Source organism: Vibrio sp. SCSIO 43133, from assembly GCF_023716845.1.
GTDB classification, from domain to species: domain Bacteria; phylum Pseudomonadota; class Gammaproteobacteria; order Enterobacterales; family Vibrionaceae; genus Vibrio; species Vibrio mediterranei.
On sequence record NZ_CP068024.1, the window covers coordinates 2,697,691 to 2,711,426 of the forward strand.

19 protein-coding genes are annotated in these 13,736 nt (G+C 45.0%); 6 read left to right on the forward strand and 13 right to left on the reverse strand.

Annotated elements, in window-relative coordinates; translation table 11 throughout:
* Nucleotides 1-81 precede the first annotated feature (81 nt).
* Nucleotides 82-888, reverse strand: coding sequence for a crotonase/enoyl-CoA hydratase family protein (locus JKJ11_RS12665; RefSeq protein ID WP_006069881.1), 807 nt, complete (start codon nt 886-888; stop codon nt 82-84).
* A 301-nt stretch (nt 889-1,189) separates the two neighbouring features.
* Between JKJ11_RS12665 and JKJ11_RS12670 the strand changes: the two genes are divergently transcribed.
* Together JKJ11_RS12670 and JKJ11_RS12675 are read left to right on the forward strand one after the other, a co-directional pair.
* A complete protein-coding gene (locus JKJ11_RS12670; RefSeq protein ID WP_031494511.1) occupies nt 1,190-1,486 on the forward strand; it encodes a hypothetical protein in 297 nt (98 codons plus the stop codon).
* A gap of 198 nt (nt 1,487-1,684) precedes the next feature.
* Nucleotides 1,685-1,927, forward strand: coding sequence for a hypothetical protein (locus JKJ11_RS12675; RefSeq protein WP_038167169.1), 243 nt, complete (start codon nt 1,685-1,687; stop codon nt 1,925-1,927).
* 82 nt (nt 1,928-2,009) lie between these two features.
* Here JKJ11_RS12675 and yihG read toward each other — a convergent pair whose 3' ends face one another.
* The 11 genes from yihG to JKJ11_RS12730 all read right to left on the reverse strand — a co-directional run bounded on the left by yihG (nt 2,010) and on the right by JKJ11_RS12730 (nt 10,260).
* Entirely contained in the window at nt 2,010-2,894 is an 885-nt protein-coding gene (gene yihG, locus JKJ11_RS12680; RefSeq protein WP_252038285.1) for a 1-acylglycerol-3-phosphate O-acyltransferase, YihG family, read from the reverse strand.
* Between the two features lie 129 nt (nt 2,895-3,023).
* Nucleotides 3,024-3,527 carry a phosphatidylglycerophosphatase A gene (pgpA, locus tag JKJ11_RS12685; RefSeq protein WP_124940135.1) on the reverse strand — a complete coding sequence of 168 codons (504 nt, stop codon included), beginning with the start codon at nt 3,525-3,527 and terminating at the stop codon, nt 3,024-3,026.
* Complete coding sequence (gene thiL / locus JKJ11_RS12690; protein ID WP_062458073.1) at nt 3,524-4,495, reverse strand: thiamine-phosphate kinase; 972 nt, start codon at nt 4,493-4,495, stop codon at nt 3,524-3,526. The genes pgpA and thiL overlap by 4 nt, the downstream gene beginning before the upstream one ends.
* A gap of 90 nt (nt 4,496-4,585) precedes the next feature.
* A complete protein-coding gene (gene nusB, locus JKJ11_RS12695) occupies nt 4,586-5,053 on the reverse strand; it encodes a transcription antitermination factor NusB (RefSeq protein WP_006069876.1) in 468 nt (155 codons plus the stop codon).
* Complete coding sequence (gene ribH / locus JKJ11_RS12700) at nt 5,053-5,523, reverse strand: 6,7-dimethyl-8-ribityllumazine synthase (RefSeq protein ID WP_004415274.1); 471 nt, start codon at nt 5,521-5,523, stop codon at nt 5,053-5,055. The genes nusB and ribH overlap by 1 nt, the downstream gene beginning before the upstream one ends.
* Before the next feature lie 176 nt (nt 5,524-5,699).
* Nucleotides 5,700-6,809 (reverse strand): bifunctional 3,4-dihydroxy-2-butanone-4-phosphate synthase/GTP cyclohydrolase II, encoded by a 1,110-nt coding sequence (gene ribBA / locus JKJ11_RS12705; protein ID WP_031493350.1) that lies wholly within the window; start codon nt 6,807-6,809, stop codon nt 5,700-5,702.
* 48 nt (nt 6,810-6,857) lie between these two features.
* Nucleotides 6,858-7,511 (reverse strand): riboflavin synthase, encoded by a 654-nt coding sequence (locus JKJ11_RS12710; protein WP_038229276.1) that lies wholly within the window; start codon nt 7,509-7,511, stop codon nt 6,858-6,860.
* A 4-nt stretch (nt 7,512-7,515) separates the two neighbouring features.
* On the reverse strand, nt 7,516-8,625 hold the full coding sequence (gene ribD, locus JKJ11_RS12715) for a bifunctional diaminohydroxyphosphoribosylaminopyrimidine deaminase/5-amino-6-(5-phosphoribosylamino)uracil reductase RibD (RefSeq protein WP_252038286.1): 1,110 nt from the start codon (nt 8,623-8,625) through the stop codon (nt 7,516-7,518).
* 37 nt (nt 8,626-8,662) lie between these two features.
* Nucleotides 8,663-9,112 (reverse strand): transcriptional regulator NrdR, encoded by a 450-nt coding sequence (gene nrdR, locus JKJ11_RS12720; RefSeq protein WP_006069872.1) that lies wholly within the window; start codon nt 9,110-9,112, stop codon nt 8,663-8,665.
* Between the two features lie 78 nt (nt 9,113-9,190).
* Complete coding sequence (truC, locus tag JKJ11_RS12725) at nt 9,191-9,967, reverse strand: tRNA pseudouridine(65) synthase TruC (protein WP_198558162.1); 777 nt, start codon at nt 9,965-9,967, stop codon at nt 9,191-9,193.
* Nucleotides 9,964-10,260 (reverse strand): YqcC family protein, encoded by a 297-nt coding sequence (locus JKJ11_RS12730; RefSeq protein WP_124940139.1) that lies wholly within the window; start codon nt 10,258-10,260, stop codon nt 9,964-9,966. Before JKJ11_RS12730 ends, truC begins: the two co-directional genes overlap by 4 nt.
* Before the next feature lie 124 nt (nt 10,261-10,384).
* Here JKJ11_RS12730 and JKJ11_RS12735 point away from each other — a divergent pair, with 124 nt between their 5' ends.
* Both JKJ11_RS12735 and JKJ11_RS12740 read left to right on the forward strand, forming a co-directional pair.
* Entirely contained in the window at nt 10,385-11,434 is a 1,050-nt protein-coding gene (locus tag JKJ11_RS12735) for a DUF3549 family protein (RefSeq protein WP_124940140.1), read from the forward strand.
* A 12-nt stretch (nt 11,435-11,446) separates the two neighbouring features.
* Nucleotides 11,447-11,746 (forward strand): DUF3301 domain-containing protein, encoded by a 300-nt coding sequence (locus JKJ11_RS12740; protein WP_081875866.1) that lies wholly within the window; start codon nt 11,447-11,449, stop codon nt 11,744-11,746.
* On the opposite strand, the gene JKJ11_RS12745 is transcribed toward JKJ11_RS12740, so the two are convergent.
* Nucleotides 11,637-12,215, reverse strand: a complete 579-nt coding sequence (locus JKJ11_RS12745; protein ID WP_124940141.1) for a GNAT family N-acetyltransferase — start codon at nt 12,213-12,215, stop codon at nt 11,637-11,639. The genes JKJ11_RS12740 and JKJ11_RS12745 overlap by 110 nt on opposite strands.
* Nucleotides 12,216-12,999: 784 nt before the next feature.
* On the opposite strand from JKJ11_RS12745, the gene JKJ11_RS12750 reads away from it, so the two are divergent.
* Both JKJ11_RS12750 and JKJ11_RS12755 read left to right on the forward strand, forming a co-directional pair.
* The gene (locus tag JKJ11_RS12750) at nt 13,000-13,287 is read left to right on the forward strand and encodes a hypothetical protein (RefSeq protein WP_252038287.1); all 288 of its coding nucleotides are present in this window, start codon (nt 13,000-13,002) and stop codon (nt 13,285-13,287) included.
* Entirely contained in the window at nt 13,280-13,732 is a 453-nt protein-coding gene (locus tag JKJ11_RS12755; RefSeq protein ID WP_038229268.1) for a YaiI/YqxD family protein, read from the forward strand. Before JKJ11_RS12750 ends, JKJ11_RS12755 begins: the two co-directional genes overlap by 8 nt.
* The last annotated feature ends 4 nt before the right edge of the window (nt 13,733-13,736 follow it).

Genomic DNA, 13,736 nt, shown 5'->3' on the forward strand with positions numbered 1-13,736 from the left:
GATGAACTCAATGGGCGTGGCTGGCTAGAGCACAGCCACGTTACATTGATCATAAAAAGTGGTGAGCGTAAATAGTTGAACTTACCAGTGACGCTGTCTTGGCTCGAATTGTGGTGATGTTTTCTTTTTCAAAGCCTGTTGTACGCGAACAAAATTTCTCCCCAGCATAATGCGTATCTGGCTATAAGTTTCATACGCCAAAAGTTTCCATGCAGGTGCGGTCCAATAGCGAGTGTACATATGCTTCATAGCGGCGGTCACATCTGGGGATTTTTGGGCGATTTGAGTACAAAGTGTCAATGCCTCTTTCATAGGATCATCGCTGACTTCGGTCACTAATCCCATAGATAATGCAGCCTTAGCGTCAAGTTCTGTAGCGCATATCGAGATTCGCATCGCTTGGTCCTTCGGCATGATTTCTCTAAGAGCAATGGATCCCGCCATATCTGAGGTTAATCCCATCCGCGACTCCATGATTGAAAGGTTGGCATTAGGCGCACAGAATCTAAAATCGGCCCCTAGCGCGATTTGCATACCCGCTCCCCAGCAATATCCTTCGATTACAGCAATAACAGGAACGGATAGCTTTCGCCAATTACTGCTTACTTGCTGTGCACGATTTGATTGGCCAGGAAGCCACTTAAACAAGAGTCTTGCAGCAAAGCTCTTGTTTTTCATCATAGATTTGAAATCGAGTCCTGAGCTAAAGTTGCCTTCACTTCCCGTCAGGATAACTGCCCTCAGCGTTCGGTCGTTACGAAGCGCTTTGCTCACATGAATCAACTCATTAAACATAATCATGTCGACGCCATTAAGCTTATCCGCCCTGTTTAAGCGTACAGTCACGACGTGCTCGTCCCTAGTTACTTTAATGCGTTGATAATCCATCCTTGTATCCTCTGTCTAATCGTCTATCGCAACCGATATGCGAACTCTAATAGTTATCTCAAAGTGTAGTCGGCAAACCATCACAATTAGAATCAATACTCTAAAATGAGAGGTCATCACGAAAAAAGCTAGATACTTGGATCCATGGTGTTAAGCGAGTAATTGTGAGCGAGGTTCATTCTTAACAATATTAATTTATAGAATTATGAGATTGCTCTAATTAGCCGTCGAGTATTCTTGTGAACAGCGACTAGAGTGTTTGAATATCTTAGACGTAACGGATAATTAGGAAGTACTGTCCATGATTAAGGAAAATCAATCACGCTCTAAACACCAATCCAAAGCTAATAAGCTCTCTGAAAACAGTCGTGACCCTTTATGGCTTACGGTCAGCTATACCATCTTTACCTACCTACTTCTTAGCTACGTACTACCTAATTATTTAGGAACAGAAACTGCTGTTGGCATGGCGCTTGTTGGGCTTCTTGCCGAGTATGCTCTGTATGTCTCTTCACTGTGGCTGTTACCAGAGCTGATCGCTCTAGTAAGATCTTTCAAATCAGAGTCCGACATAGAAACCGTACAGAAAACCATTTAACTCAAACGTTATATCACTCGCAAAAACTATTTTAATGATTAAGTATTAACCAAATAAAAATAAGTTCGCGCGTTTACAATAGGTTACGACTAGCACATTAATAGCCCAAAAAAACTGTGAGCAAGATCAACTTGATCCTGTAAATTCATAGTGTTACTGTGGCTTGGATGACGAAAATATGACCACAAGGAGTGTGCTTTGCCGAATATTCAAGTGAGTCGTTGGCGTGTTGAATCCTGTCCAGAATCATTGGAACAGAAAATCATCTCTGCCGTCGCCTACCAAGAAATGAAGGGAACTATTTCTGATTTTGAGTTGTGTCAGATATTCGGAGAAACCGTTTGGAAGAGCGGAGAGAATTACCATACACATGCTGTTTCTGTGTTAATCAATGAAGCAGAAAGGTGCTGTCGAGTCATTCCAAGATTACCGGTTGGGTAGTCTGTATTGATAACCTAATGTATTGATATTAAAAAGGGTCTACCAACTGGTAGACCCTTTTTTGTATTCTTGTCTCTTATTATTAGCTCTGCGAATAGATAGCTTCCAATTTTTCATCTTTGCGCTTCCATACATCGTTGAGCCAGTTGTGGAAGCGACGTTTGAAGACTTTGTCGTTGAAGTAATCGCCGTTGAGGTTTTCGTCCATCTGATATACATCGATTTTGACCACAACTTTCGTCAACTTACCCTTCAACAAATCATTAAATGGGTCTTCTCGATTTTCTGGATACGCCAGTGTGATATCAACGACCCCATCCAACAAATGGTTCATGGCGTTAAGTGTGAACGCTACACCACCTGTTTTGGGCTTCAATAGGTGTCGATAAGGTGTTTTAACCGTCGCCAACTTTTCTTCGCTATATCGCGTCCCTTCAACAAAACTGATCATCGTTGTTGGCACGTGCTCAAACTTTTTACAAGCCTTGCGAATCGCATTAAAGTCATCATTGCGTCGCTCGGGGTGCTTAACCAGATAGGCCTGCGAGTGTCGCTTCATAAATGGCATATCCAAGCCCCAACAAGCAAGACCAACGAAAGGCACATACAGTAAGCTTTGTTTTAGTAAGAATTTGCACATTGGCATTCTGTTTTTCATCACGGATGTGATGATAACAATGTCAGCCCAGCTTAAATGGTTAGACAACAACATATACCATTGGTCTGGCGTCAGATCTTCACCGCCTTCAACGTCCCATTCAATGTTGTTATTCAAGTTTAGCAGCCATAAGTTAATCGTCGCCCAAAGCCACATCTGTTTATTAGATAGGCTGGTCATCAATGTCTGAACGAATTTCAGTGGCAGTAGTAATTTGATGATCGAGAATGTGCAAACTACGAATGCAGTCACAGCCGTATTTGCCATTACTAGAAAAGAATTGATGAAGAGACGTAGATTGCTGAACATACCAATTGTTACAAAACTTAAAGAGGCCGCAATCATAGCAACTTTTGGCTAAACGTATAGTAAAGCTTTGTCATTCAAACGTGCCTTTCTAAAGGCACGTTTATTTTATTGTTTAATTACAAAGCGTTATTAAATCCAACCTGCTAGTCGTCCGACCAGGTAAAGTGAAATACCCGCCATCACACCCGCAACAATGTCGTCAATCATGATACCTAAACCACCATGAACGCGCTTATCGAGCCAACCTATTGGCCATGGTTTTACCATATCGAAGAAACGGAATAGCACAAAGCCTGTCAGTAACCACTTCCAATCGTCAATCGGTAGTTTGAGTGCTGGAACTATCGCCATGGTGATCCAAAATCCGGCGAACTCATCCCATACGATAGAGCCATGATCGTGCACACCCATATCATCTGAGGTCACTTGGCAGATTTTGATACCGATAATACAAGACAGTAAAACCGCGATAAGATACATGCCCAAAGGCAATTGTGCTAACAGTAGATATAACGGAATCGCTGCCAGTGTACCCATAGTACCGGGTACAACAGGCGATAGACCACTGCCAAAGCCAGTCGCAAGCAAATGCCAAGGGTTTTTCAAAGAGATTAAGTCAAGGGGGTTACTCATTGGCTCACCTTAAAGTGGTCGAATCCACCCAACTGCCAGTCAAGTGGTTGGTCGTTAGAATGTAGATCAAGATAGCCTGTGCCCGTTATTTGTCCAATACAGGTAAATGGCGTATTTGAAAGCGCGATCTCAAGTTGCCCTCTGTTGGCTTCCGGCACCGTAAAGCAGAGTTCATACTCTTCTCCGCTAGTTAATGCGTACTGCTTTGCGATGTCATCAGACTCAACGAATTGCTTGAGTTCAGACGAAACAGGCAGCAAGTCGACATCAATACGGGCGCCAACGTCTGAGCACTTTAAAATATGCCCTAAGTCAGAAATAAGGCCATCAGAGATATCAATCGCGGCAGAAGCGATATCACGGAGGGTAATGCCTGCAAGCACTCTCGGCGTCGCCTCAAAGTGGCGCTTTTCTAATTCGCGGTTGAGCTCGGTATTCGCGCTGATGTTTTTTTCCAGAATCACATCAAGGCCGGCTTTGGCATCACCGAGGTGACCTGTCACATATACCCAGTCTCCAGAACTTGCCCCACTTCGAGTCAAGGCTTTGCCTTGTGGCAGTGTGCCTTGCACAGTAAGAGTAATCGCCAGCGGTCCTTTTGTGGTGTCGCCGCCAATGAGCTGGATACCGTAATAGTCTGCTAACGAGAAAAACGCATTGCAAAAACGTTCAAGCCAGCGTTCGTTCACTTCTGGTAATGAGATCCCCATGGAGACCCAAGCAGGTGATGCACCCATTGCAGCTAAATCACTGATATTCGAGGCAAGTGCCTTATGTGCAATCCAAGCCGGATCGGCGTCAGCGAGAAAGTGGGTACCGGATACTAAGGTATCAGTGCTAATGGCGATGTGGCTGTCAGCTGGAGGGGCAACAATGGCACAATCATCACCCTGTGCTAAGACCACGTCTTTGCGTTGCTGCTGTTTATGCGCGAAGTACTTGTCGATTAAACTAAATTCACCGGACATCTTGTAGGCTTTGTGCTGGAAAGGTGAGAAGAGTATATAAAAAAGGCCAGCAATTTGCTGACCTTTTTACGAATAGACAAACGTTAATCGTTACTTTTTGCGAACGTGAGGTGCTGCTTTATCTAGAACACCATTAACGAACTTGTGGCTGTCTTCTGCTGCGAATACTTTCGCAAGCTCAATAGCTTCGTTGATAACCACTTTGTAAGGTACGTCTTCGCGGCTCGTCATTTCGTACATAGCTAGACGAAGAAGCGCAAGCTCCATCATGTCTAGATCTTGCATTGGACGAGAAACGAACGGACGTAACTTGCTGTCTAGTTCCGTGTGATTCAACGCGACACCCGTGAGCAAATCACGGAAATATACAACGTCAGTCTCTGGCGCAGTCAACGCAGGCTCAGCAGCATGATGTTCTTCTTCATCATACTTACCACCTGATAAGAACTGTTCTTCAACAGTGGCAACATTTTCTTTAGTAATTTGCCAAGAATAAATTGCTTGCAGAGCAAATTGACGTGCATTACGACGTGCGGCTGGTTTCACACTGGCCCCCATTAGGAATCGATTTCAGAAAGAACGTTGATCATTTCAAGCGCGCTTAGTGCAGCCTCTGCACCTTTATTACCAGCCTTGGTTCCGGCACGCTCAATTGCTTGATCGATAGTATCAACAGTCAATACACCAAATGCTACTGGTAGGCTATATTCCAGAGACACTTGCGCAAGACCTTTATTACACTCACTACAAACATAGTCGAAATGTGGTGTACCGCCACGAATTACTGTACCCAAAGACACGATTGCATCAAACTTACCTGTTTTAGCAACTCGCTGAGCAACCAATGGTAGCTCTACCGCACCAGGGCAGCGAACAACAGTGATGTTGTCTTCACTTACTTGGCCGTGACGTTTTAAAGTATCGATAGCACCAGATAATAGGCTTTCATTGATAAAACTATTGAAACGAGAAATTACAATAGCAATCTTTGCGTTCGGTGCTGGGAAGCCACCCTCGATAACTTTCATATGCTTTCCTTATAAACTATGTTCATCGCGCGAGAATCGCCGGATTCTAGCACAACTCAATTATTAATATCCACCGCTAACTTTAGTCAAACACTGCTTTCACAATACTTGAAATCGGTTGCGGCGCGACGAAAAAGAAAAAGCCTTTGCGTTTCATAAGCAAAGGCTTGGATAAATTACTCAGTAATGTATTCGGTGACACTCAGGCCAAAGCCACCCAGTGCGTGATACTTTTTATCCGCCGAAGACAGAAGCTTCATTTCATGTACACCAAGATCCGCAAGAATCTGCGACCCTACGCCTACTCGGCGTGATGTGCCTTGTTTTTTAGCCATGGTCGGTGCTGAGCCATTGTCTTGTTGCTCGAATACCTTGATCTTGTGAACAATAGCCTCAGTGCTTTCTTCATTACCAAGAATCACCAGTACACCACCTTCTTTTCCAATGCGCTTCATTGCTTTGTCCAAAGTCCAGCTGCGATCGGAGTTTCGATTTGAGCGTAAGATATCAGTGAAGGTGTCTTGCAAATGCACGCGAACTAATGGAGTGCTAGCCGTCAAATCACCAGCACACATCGCGTAGTGGATTTGATTGTCGATAGTGTCGCGGTAGGTCACTAGCTCAAAGTCACCGAATTCAGTCGGCAAATGACACGCAGCAACGCGTTCAATAGTGGTCTCGTTATTGTTACGATACTCGATGAGGTCAGCAATCGTTCCCAACTTAATGTTGTGTTTTTCGGCGAATATTTCTAAGTCAGGACGGCGCGACATAGTGCCATCGTCATTAAGAATCTCGACAATCACAGAGGCAGGTTCAAAACCCGCGAGCTTTGCCAGATCGCAGCCAGCTTCAGTATGACCAGCGCGAGTTAACACACCACCGTCTTGAGCTGCCAATGGGAAAATGTGTCCTGGTTGCACTAAGTCTGCAGCCTTTGCGTCTTTTGCAACTGCGGCCTGAACTGTACGTGCGCGATCTGCCGCAGAGATACCAGTGGTTACGCCTTCCGCGGCTTCAATAGACACAGTAAAGTTAGTAGTGTACTGCGCGTTGTTGTCTTGAACCATAGGTGGTAAGCCTAGTGCTTCACAACGGCTCTTTGTCATGGTTAAGCAGATCAATCCACGTCCATGAGTCGCCATAAAGTTAATGGCTTCTGGTGTGATATGTTCAGCGGCCATAATAAGGTCACCTTCATTCTCACGGTCTTCATCGTCCATTAGGATAACCATTTTCCCAAGGCGAATGTCTTCAATGATTTCTTGCGGCGTACTAATTGGCATTTCACATTCCTGTATTGGTTCGTTGGGCATCAAGCTTTGCGTCAGATTTTAAGCGAAGCCGTTTTGTTGTAGGAAGTCCATGGTAATTCGAGACTCAGATTCGTCACTGGCTTTCGATTGCAGCAATCGTTCCATATAACGAGCTAGGACATCCACTTCTAAATTAATTTTTCGGCCAACATGAAAGTTGTCGATGGTCGTTTCTTCAGATGTATGGGGCACAATCGTTAGTTTAAAGGCATCTTTGCGAACGTCGTTTACCGTCAGGCTGATCCCATCTACGGTAATAGAACCTTTTTCCGCTACATACTTGCCTAGCTCAGACGGCATCTGCACCCAAAACTCTATGGCGCGACCAACTTGTTGTCGGTCCACAATTTCTCCAACACCATCCACATGCCCAGACACGATGTGCCCGCCAAATCGTGTCGTTGGTAGCATCGCTTTTTCTAGGTTTACTTTGTCGCCAACGCTGTAGTGAGCAAAGCCTGTTTTCTTTAGCGTCTCAACGGATAAGTCCGCATGGTAACTGTTGTCTGTGAAGCTGGTGACCGTAAGACAGACGCCATTTGTCGCGATGCTGTCTCCTAGTTTTACGTCACTCATGTCCAGTTTGCCCACTTCAACATGAATACTGATATCTTCTCCTTTTGGAGTGATACCCTTCAGTGTGCCAACCGCTTCAATAATTCCTGTAAACATTGTTCTACTTCTGCTTTAGTTGTGGTGTGGCGACAATGCGAATGTCGCTTCCCACCATACGAATATCTTTTATATCGAGCTCGATGACGTCTTGCATCTCAGTCAATCCAAGTGCCCCAATAAGCCCTCGCCCATCGGCCCCCATAAGCTTAGGTGCTAAATACACAATAAGCTCATCAACGAGCTGTTGTTGAATCATCGAGCCCGCTAGCGTTGCCCCAGCTTCTATCCATACATGATTAATTTGTTGGTCTTTAGCCAAGCCTTGCAGTGTTTCAGCTAGATCCAGTTGATTAGCTGAGTTCATTGTCACGTTAAGATCGCCACCAGCCTGAGCCACTCGAATCATATCACCCTCAGATTGGAACAATTTCAGCTCTCTCGATAGTGCATTTTGTCTATCCAAAATCACGCGAGTAGGTTGGCGTAATTCATCAGGCTTAATTACATCAGTGACATGACTTGGAAGCTCATCCCAACGTACATTCAAAGAGGCGTTATCTTCTACGACTGTTTGACTGGTCGATAGAATAGCTCCTGACTGGGCACGATATGCTTGAACGTCTCGACGTGCTTCGGGGCCAGTAATCCACTGGCTTTTGCCATTAGCTAATGCCGTTTGCCCATCAAGGCTGGCTGCCATTTTCAGTTGAACAAAAGGCATCCCTGTTTCCATTTTCTTCAGGAAACCAGGGTTAAGCGCTCGCGCATCTTGTTCCAAAAGACCAACGGACACCTCAATACCAGCTTCACGAAGCATATTAAAGCCTCGGCCAGCCACTTGCGGATTAGGATCAGACATGGCACAAATGACTTTAGACACTCCTGCTTTTATCAGCCCTTCAGCACATGGAGGTGTTCGTCCATAGTGTGAACATGGCTCCAATGTGACATAAGCGGTGGCGCCCTTAGATCGCTCTGCTGCCATTCTTAAGGCATGAACTTCCGCATGTGGCTCACCGGCTTTCTTATGATAGCCTTCTCCCACTACCTCGTTGTTTAAGGTAATGACGCAGCCTACATTTGGGTTAGGCGCAGTGGTAAAGCGCCCTCTTTTCGCGAGCTCTATGGCACGGCTCATCATTTGATAATCAATAGCGCTAAATTGGCTCATAACTTTCCATATCTATGGCTAAATGCATCTGGGTCGATCAGTCTTCGAGACGAGCGATTTCTTCTCCAAACTCTCGAATATCTTCAAAGCTTCGATAAACGGAGGCAAAGCGAATATAAGCGACCTTATCCAACTCTTTTAATTGAGTCATAACAAGGTTACCAATCATCTCACTTGGTACTTCACGCTCTCCAGTCGCACGAAGTTGTGACTCAATATGACTGATAGCAAGTTCAATAGCGTCTGCACTTACCGGACGCTTTTCTAAAGCACGCTGAATACCGCCAACCATTTTATCTTTATTAAACGGTTCACGATTGCCGTTAGACTTGATGACTTTAGGCATCACCAGTTCGGCCGTTTCAAAGGTGGTGAAACGTTCACTACATGCCAAACATTGACGACGACGACGCACTTGGTGGCCATCCGCTACCAACCTTGAGTCGATAACTTTTGTATCATTTTCAGTGCAAAAGGGACAATGCATAACACCTCCTGTGGTTGATTTCCCAGTTTAGCGAAAATTCACCTATTAAGAAATCCACTATTTGACCAGTTAAGCCCGTTATCTATGGTATTGCTGAATGGCTTCACACTCTTGCCAATCAAATGCATCAACAAGACTTTGCCAGACCGCATCAAAGTTTGCAGAAATGGTTATTTCCTGCTCTGTAATAGGATGAACAAACTTCAGTTCAGAAGCGTGTAGCAATAGGCGGTGCGAATCGTAGTGTTCGCGAAACAAACGATTGTGCTTGCCATCACCGTGACTAGTATCACCAATAATCGGGTGACTCAGATGGTGCATGTGTCGGCGGAGTTGATGTTTACGACCAGTCTTAGGTTTCATCTCGACCAGGCAATAGCGACTGGTTGGGAATCGCCCTGTTGAATAAGGTACTTCAACCGATGCCAATGGCTGATAAGCGGTTACTGCAGGCTGCGCTTCCTTGTCTTGAGAAGCAAATTTATCGGCGATTTTGTCTAGCTCCACTTTAAGAGGGTAATCGAGAACATCACCCTCAGTGATCCAGCCTCGAACGATGGCATGATAGGTTTTCTCAATGTTGTGCTCAGCAAACATCGGCATAGCCTGTGAAGCGATTTCACTAGACAGAGCAAATAACAACACGCCAGACGTTGGTCGATCTAAGCGATGCAGTGGGAATACATGTTGGCCAATTTGGTCTCGTAATGTTTGCATGACAAAACGTGTTTCGTTTTTATCAAGCCACGAACGATGCACAAGCATACCCGCAGGTTTATTTACCGCGACTAAATATTGGTCTTGATAAACGATCTCTAGTGGTTCCACGGCAGGTAGAGTCATGGTTTCGGTCATTTGGCGTTATCATCCAGTTTTTTCAACACAAGGATTATTTCTTGATACTCAGGGCGCAGCTTCCATACCTCTTCAAAGTAAGGAGCGATCTCAAAGCCCTTCGGTAATGGCTGTCCCGTCTCTATCATAGATTCAATACGCTGAATAAAAACCCACTGTAGCCACTCATGGGGTTCCAAAGTATCGACAGAGAAAGGTTGTTGGCTGCTCATCGCACTGGCTGTTGGCTCTTGGGTTTGCCACAGTGCATGTTTTTTAAGCAACTCTTTTAGCTCTACGAGCAATAGCTTCATGGTAAATAGGCCGTTCGTTAGATTGCGGTCTCATCATTCGATGAAATTGGCAACCAATGACTTGAAAATTCGCGATAGAATACCATCTATTGTTCTATACCCAAACCGTACTAGGAATTACTCCATGGATACCATTCATACTTTGTCGGACCTTCTGGTAAACAGTGGCTGCGAATATCACATTTATGATATTTCTCGACGAGTTCAGCGCATCGACAATGATCAATTTGCCAACGTTGAGCAAGCAAGCCAACCGTACCCTTATCCGATTCAAAGACAGGCACAGTTTGCGATTGCCTACTGGAACGCGGAGAAACAACCTTGGATATGGTTTCTGAAGTTTAACCTCGATGAGCGTGGCCTTCTTAGTCAGGCTGATGTGGGCCAGTTTCTTAAGTTTGTGATGGAAGCGATGGGGAGTCGGCTGAGTAAAGAAATGAGTGAAGAGCAACAACAAAAGCTCGCTAATAATCCATTTACGTTCAAACCAAAAGACGACAAGCTTGCCGTGTTTCATAGCGTACTTCGTGCTGAGTTAGCACTACCAACCAGTCAATACTACACGCATGCGCAAGAATATTTTGCCGGTAAACTGGGATGGGATAATTGGCAAACAGTCGGTCTACAAGGTATTACTGATATTGCCGCTCGTCTCAGTACTGACGATAACAATCGACTAGTAAGAACCAGTTTACGACATATTGCTAACGAGCCGAGATATGCTCTGCTTGGAGCCTTGGAGCATATTGCCCTTCCAGCAAAACTTTCTGATACCTTATTTGAATTGGCACAAAAAGAGGTGGAGACAGAGTATGCCGATCTGTTCCTACTCTCCGCATATGTCCGTGCCTTATCTGGAGGAAAACCGGAACAACTTGAGTCACTGATTACTACCATCTTAGCCAGTGCGACACTCAGTCATCAAGAAATTCTCATCGCAATCGCGGGTCGCTCTTGGTTACCGTTAACGACACCAGCGCTGGCAGAACAATTTCTGATTAGGCTGGCACAAACAGGAAACCAGACTCTGTTCAACCAGTTGTTTGCCGATCTGGTTATGATGCCAAGTTTACGTTTGGTTCTGCTGCCACTGTTGCACTCTAGTCCGTCCCCTGAACTAGCACAGGCTTTAGTTGCGCTTCAGCAAAGTGCCACGCAGGGCCGGGTGCACTAAGGAGACCTAACGGTGATCGACAATTTACTGATGATCTTAGCATTGAGCTTATTTTGCTTTTTGTTTTGGCAACAAAGACGACAAGGTGAAATTGCTAAAGCTGCGGTAAGTAGGCGTTGCAAAGAATTGGATCTGCAGATGCTTAGCGTGTCGTTCGGCGCACACAAGCTAAGAGATGCCAACGGTAGATGGGGTTGGCATACTATTTATGAATTTGAGTTTTCAGCCCTGGGCGATGATTACTATCAAGGAAAGCTGTTGATGAAAGGCTTTCATGTTCTGAATTTTCATCTGCCACCGCACCGAATGTAGATTGAAAGATCAAATACGGGCCGTGTTCATCTTTTGCATGGCCTATTTGCTCAAAGTCGAGCTTCTTAAGTAGTCTGATGGAAGGTTCATGGTCAGTATCGACATTCGCCGTCAATTTACTTAATCCCAAGGCCGCAACCACGTCAGGAATAAACGCGCGCAACACTTCCGTGGCAATACCTTTATTCCAATACTGTTTATCAAAGATATAGCCCAGTTCCCCTTCACTACTCGCATGCCTGTCGACAAATATATGACCCAAATAGTCTCTGGTTCGAATGTCCAAGACTGCCATGGCATAAATATCAGGGTCGCTTAAGATCGATTGAAAAATAGTGCGTGCTTTTGCCAACGTGTGAGGGCCATTCATGTGCTTTCTATTCTTAGCACAGACGTTAAGCATGAGAAAATCCGACTCGAGATGGTCGGTATAGGGGATTAATACTGTCCGTAGCGTAGCGATCGTCATAACGTTATTACATTCCTTTGATTTCGCGTGCAGACTATAACAAGTGATTCCATGAGATTTATTGATCTCAGATATAAGAAAAGCCCCAACACTTGCGTATTGGGGCTATAGTCTTACTCGCAGCAGTCCGGCTACTAAAAATGCTCCATGCATCATCCGTAATAGTGGCTGAATCCTTCAGCTATATCCATTCGTCGCCGTCCTAGCGGTGTCCATCTCATCCAATGACGCTAACCATCCCAGTCAGCTCGCTTCACTTGTTCCTTGAGCGGTGTCCTTGACCATCTTCCTGATGGGGTTCCTTCACTCTTCCTGAGTGTATCCTTTTCCTTTTAAATCATCTTCCTGATGATTGTTCGCATCCCGCGCTATCCTAACTTCCTTGCTGGTTACGGTTCCCTTGGTAACCAAATCTTCTTCCTGAAGATGACCTTCCAATGTCTTTCCTGTTCCGTGTCAGCATCCTTCCGACAAGTTCTAATTTACGCGATTGCCGTTTTTGAGCAATGCAGAAAACTCAATTTTTTCCGCACCAAAATGTTTCATAGCGGTTAAAAGGCAATAAATACAAATACTTAATATTATTTTCTTCCAAATTTCTCGCGCTTTTATCTCTTTCTCTCACAACTGCTGTGAGAGATCTCGCACAAGCATCTTCCGTTTTAGCGCGCTTATTAATGAAGCCATCAATGCCAAAGTGTGACGAAAATCGACTTTTGCTTTTCTGTACCCCGACCAAAATCACAGGTACTATTTAGTTATCCCTTATTGAATGGAAAAAAACATGCTAACGAAAGATGTCTCCGCAGAAATTGAAGCGGCTTTAAACTCATTGCATGCTGAGGGCAAGGAACCAACAGTCGCTTTGGTAAAGGCGCGTTTGAAGACCAAAGTGCCTATGCCTGCACTAATCACTGTAATTAAGTCCTGGAAGAGTAGCCAACACGTTCCTAAAGTTGAAGTGGCTGCTGAGCCTGAGATTCAGCCATTGGAACTCAGAGTGAAGGAATTAGAACAAAAAGTCGCACTACTGACGGAAAGACTGACCAAGCTGGAGCAGAACAATGGTTAAGATTTGGGTGGATGCCGATGCGTGTCCAAAGGTAATTCGCGAAACCATTTGTCGAGCAGCAGAGCGAACCGGATTAACCTGCACATTCGTGGCGAATCACGCGGTGCCTGTACCAAAACGAGAGAACATTCACTCACTCACTGTGCCTTCAGGGTTTGATATCGCTGACAATGAAATTGTTAGGCGTGTTAGCGAGGGCGATTTAGTCATCACATCAGATATCCCGCTTGCAGATGAAGTCATCACCAAGAATGCCCTAGCGCTGAGTCCGCGCGGCGAGATGTACACTAAAGATACAATTAAAGCACGACTCAACATTCGCGACTTTATGGATACCATGCGCTCGAGTGGCGTACAAACTGGCGGGCCCGCACCGTTAGGACAAACTGAACGACGCGAATTTGCCAATAATTTAGACCGCTTTTTGGCTAAAGCGAAGCGATAGCGCA

Bases quoted from the DNA above. Each gene is read 5' to 3' on its own strand.
- JKJ11_RS12665 (WP_006069881.1), bottom strand. From the start codon at position 888: ATGGATTATCAACGCATTAAAGTAACTAGGGACGAGCACGTCGTGACT.
- JKJ11_RS12670 (WP_031494511.1), top strand. From the start codon at position 1,190: ATGATTAAGGAAAATCAATCACGCTCTAAACACCAATCCAAAGCTAAT.
- yihG (WP_252038285.1), bottom strand. From the start codon at position 2,894: ATGTTCAGCAATCTACGTCTCTTCATCAATTCTTTTCTAGTAATGGCA.
- pgpA (WP_124940135.1), bottom strand. From the start codon at position 3,527: ATGAGTAACCCCCTTGACTTAATCTCTTTGAAAAACCCTTGGCATTTG.
- thiL (WP_062458073.1), bottom strand. From the start codon at position 4,495: ATGTCCGGTGAATTTAGTTTAATCGACAAGTACTTCGCGCATAAACAG.
- nusB (WP_006069876.1), bottom strand. From the start codon at position 5,053: ATGGGGGCCAGTGTGAAACCAGCCGCACGTCGTAATGCACGTCAATTT.
- ribH (WP_004415274.1), bottom strand. From the start codon at position 5,523: ATGAAAGTTATCGAGGGTGGCTTCCCAGCACCGAACGCAAAGATTGCT.
- ribBA (WP_031493350.1), bottom strand. From the start codon at position 6,809: ATGCCAATTAGTACGCCGCAAGAAATCATTGAAGACATTCGCCTTGGG.
- JKJ11_RS12710 (WP_038229276.1), bottom strand. From the start codon at position 7,511: ATGTTTACAGGAATTATTGAAGCGGTTGGCACACTGAAGGGTATCACT.
- ribD (WP_252038286.1), bottom strand. From the start codon at position 8,625: ATGAGCCAATTTAGCGCTATTGATTATCAAATGATGAGCCGTGCCATA.
- nrdR (WP_006069872.1), bottom strand. From the start codon at position 9,112: ATGCATTGTCCCTTTTGCACTGAAAATGATACAAAAGTTATCGACTCA.
- truC (WP_198558162.1), bottom strand. From the start codon at position 9,967: ATGACCGAAACCATGACTCTACCTGCCGTGGAACCACTAGAGATCGTT.
- JKJ11_RS12730 (WP_124940139.1), bottom strand. From the start codon at position 10,260: ATGAAGCTATTGCTCGTAGAGCTAAAAGAGTTGCTTAAAAAACATGCA.
- JKJ11_RS12735 (WP_124940140.1), top strand. From the start codon at position 10,385: ATGGATACCATTCATACTTTGTCGGACCTTCTGGTAAACAGTGGCTGC.
- JKJ11_RS12745 (WP_124940141.1), bottom strand. From the start codon at position 12,215: ATGACGATCGCTACGCTACGGACAGTATTAATCCCCTATACCGACCAT.
- JKJ11_RS12750 (WP_252038287.1), top strand. From the start codon at position 13,000: ATGCTAACGAAAGATGTCTCCGCAGAAATTGAAGCGGCTTTAAACTCA.
- JKJ11_RS12755 (WP_038229268.1), top strand. From the start codon at position 13,280: ATGGTTAAGATTTGGGTGGATGCCGATGCGTGTCCAAAGGTAATTCGC.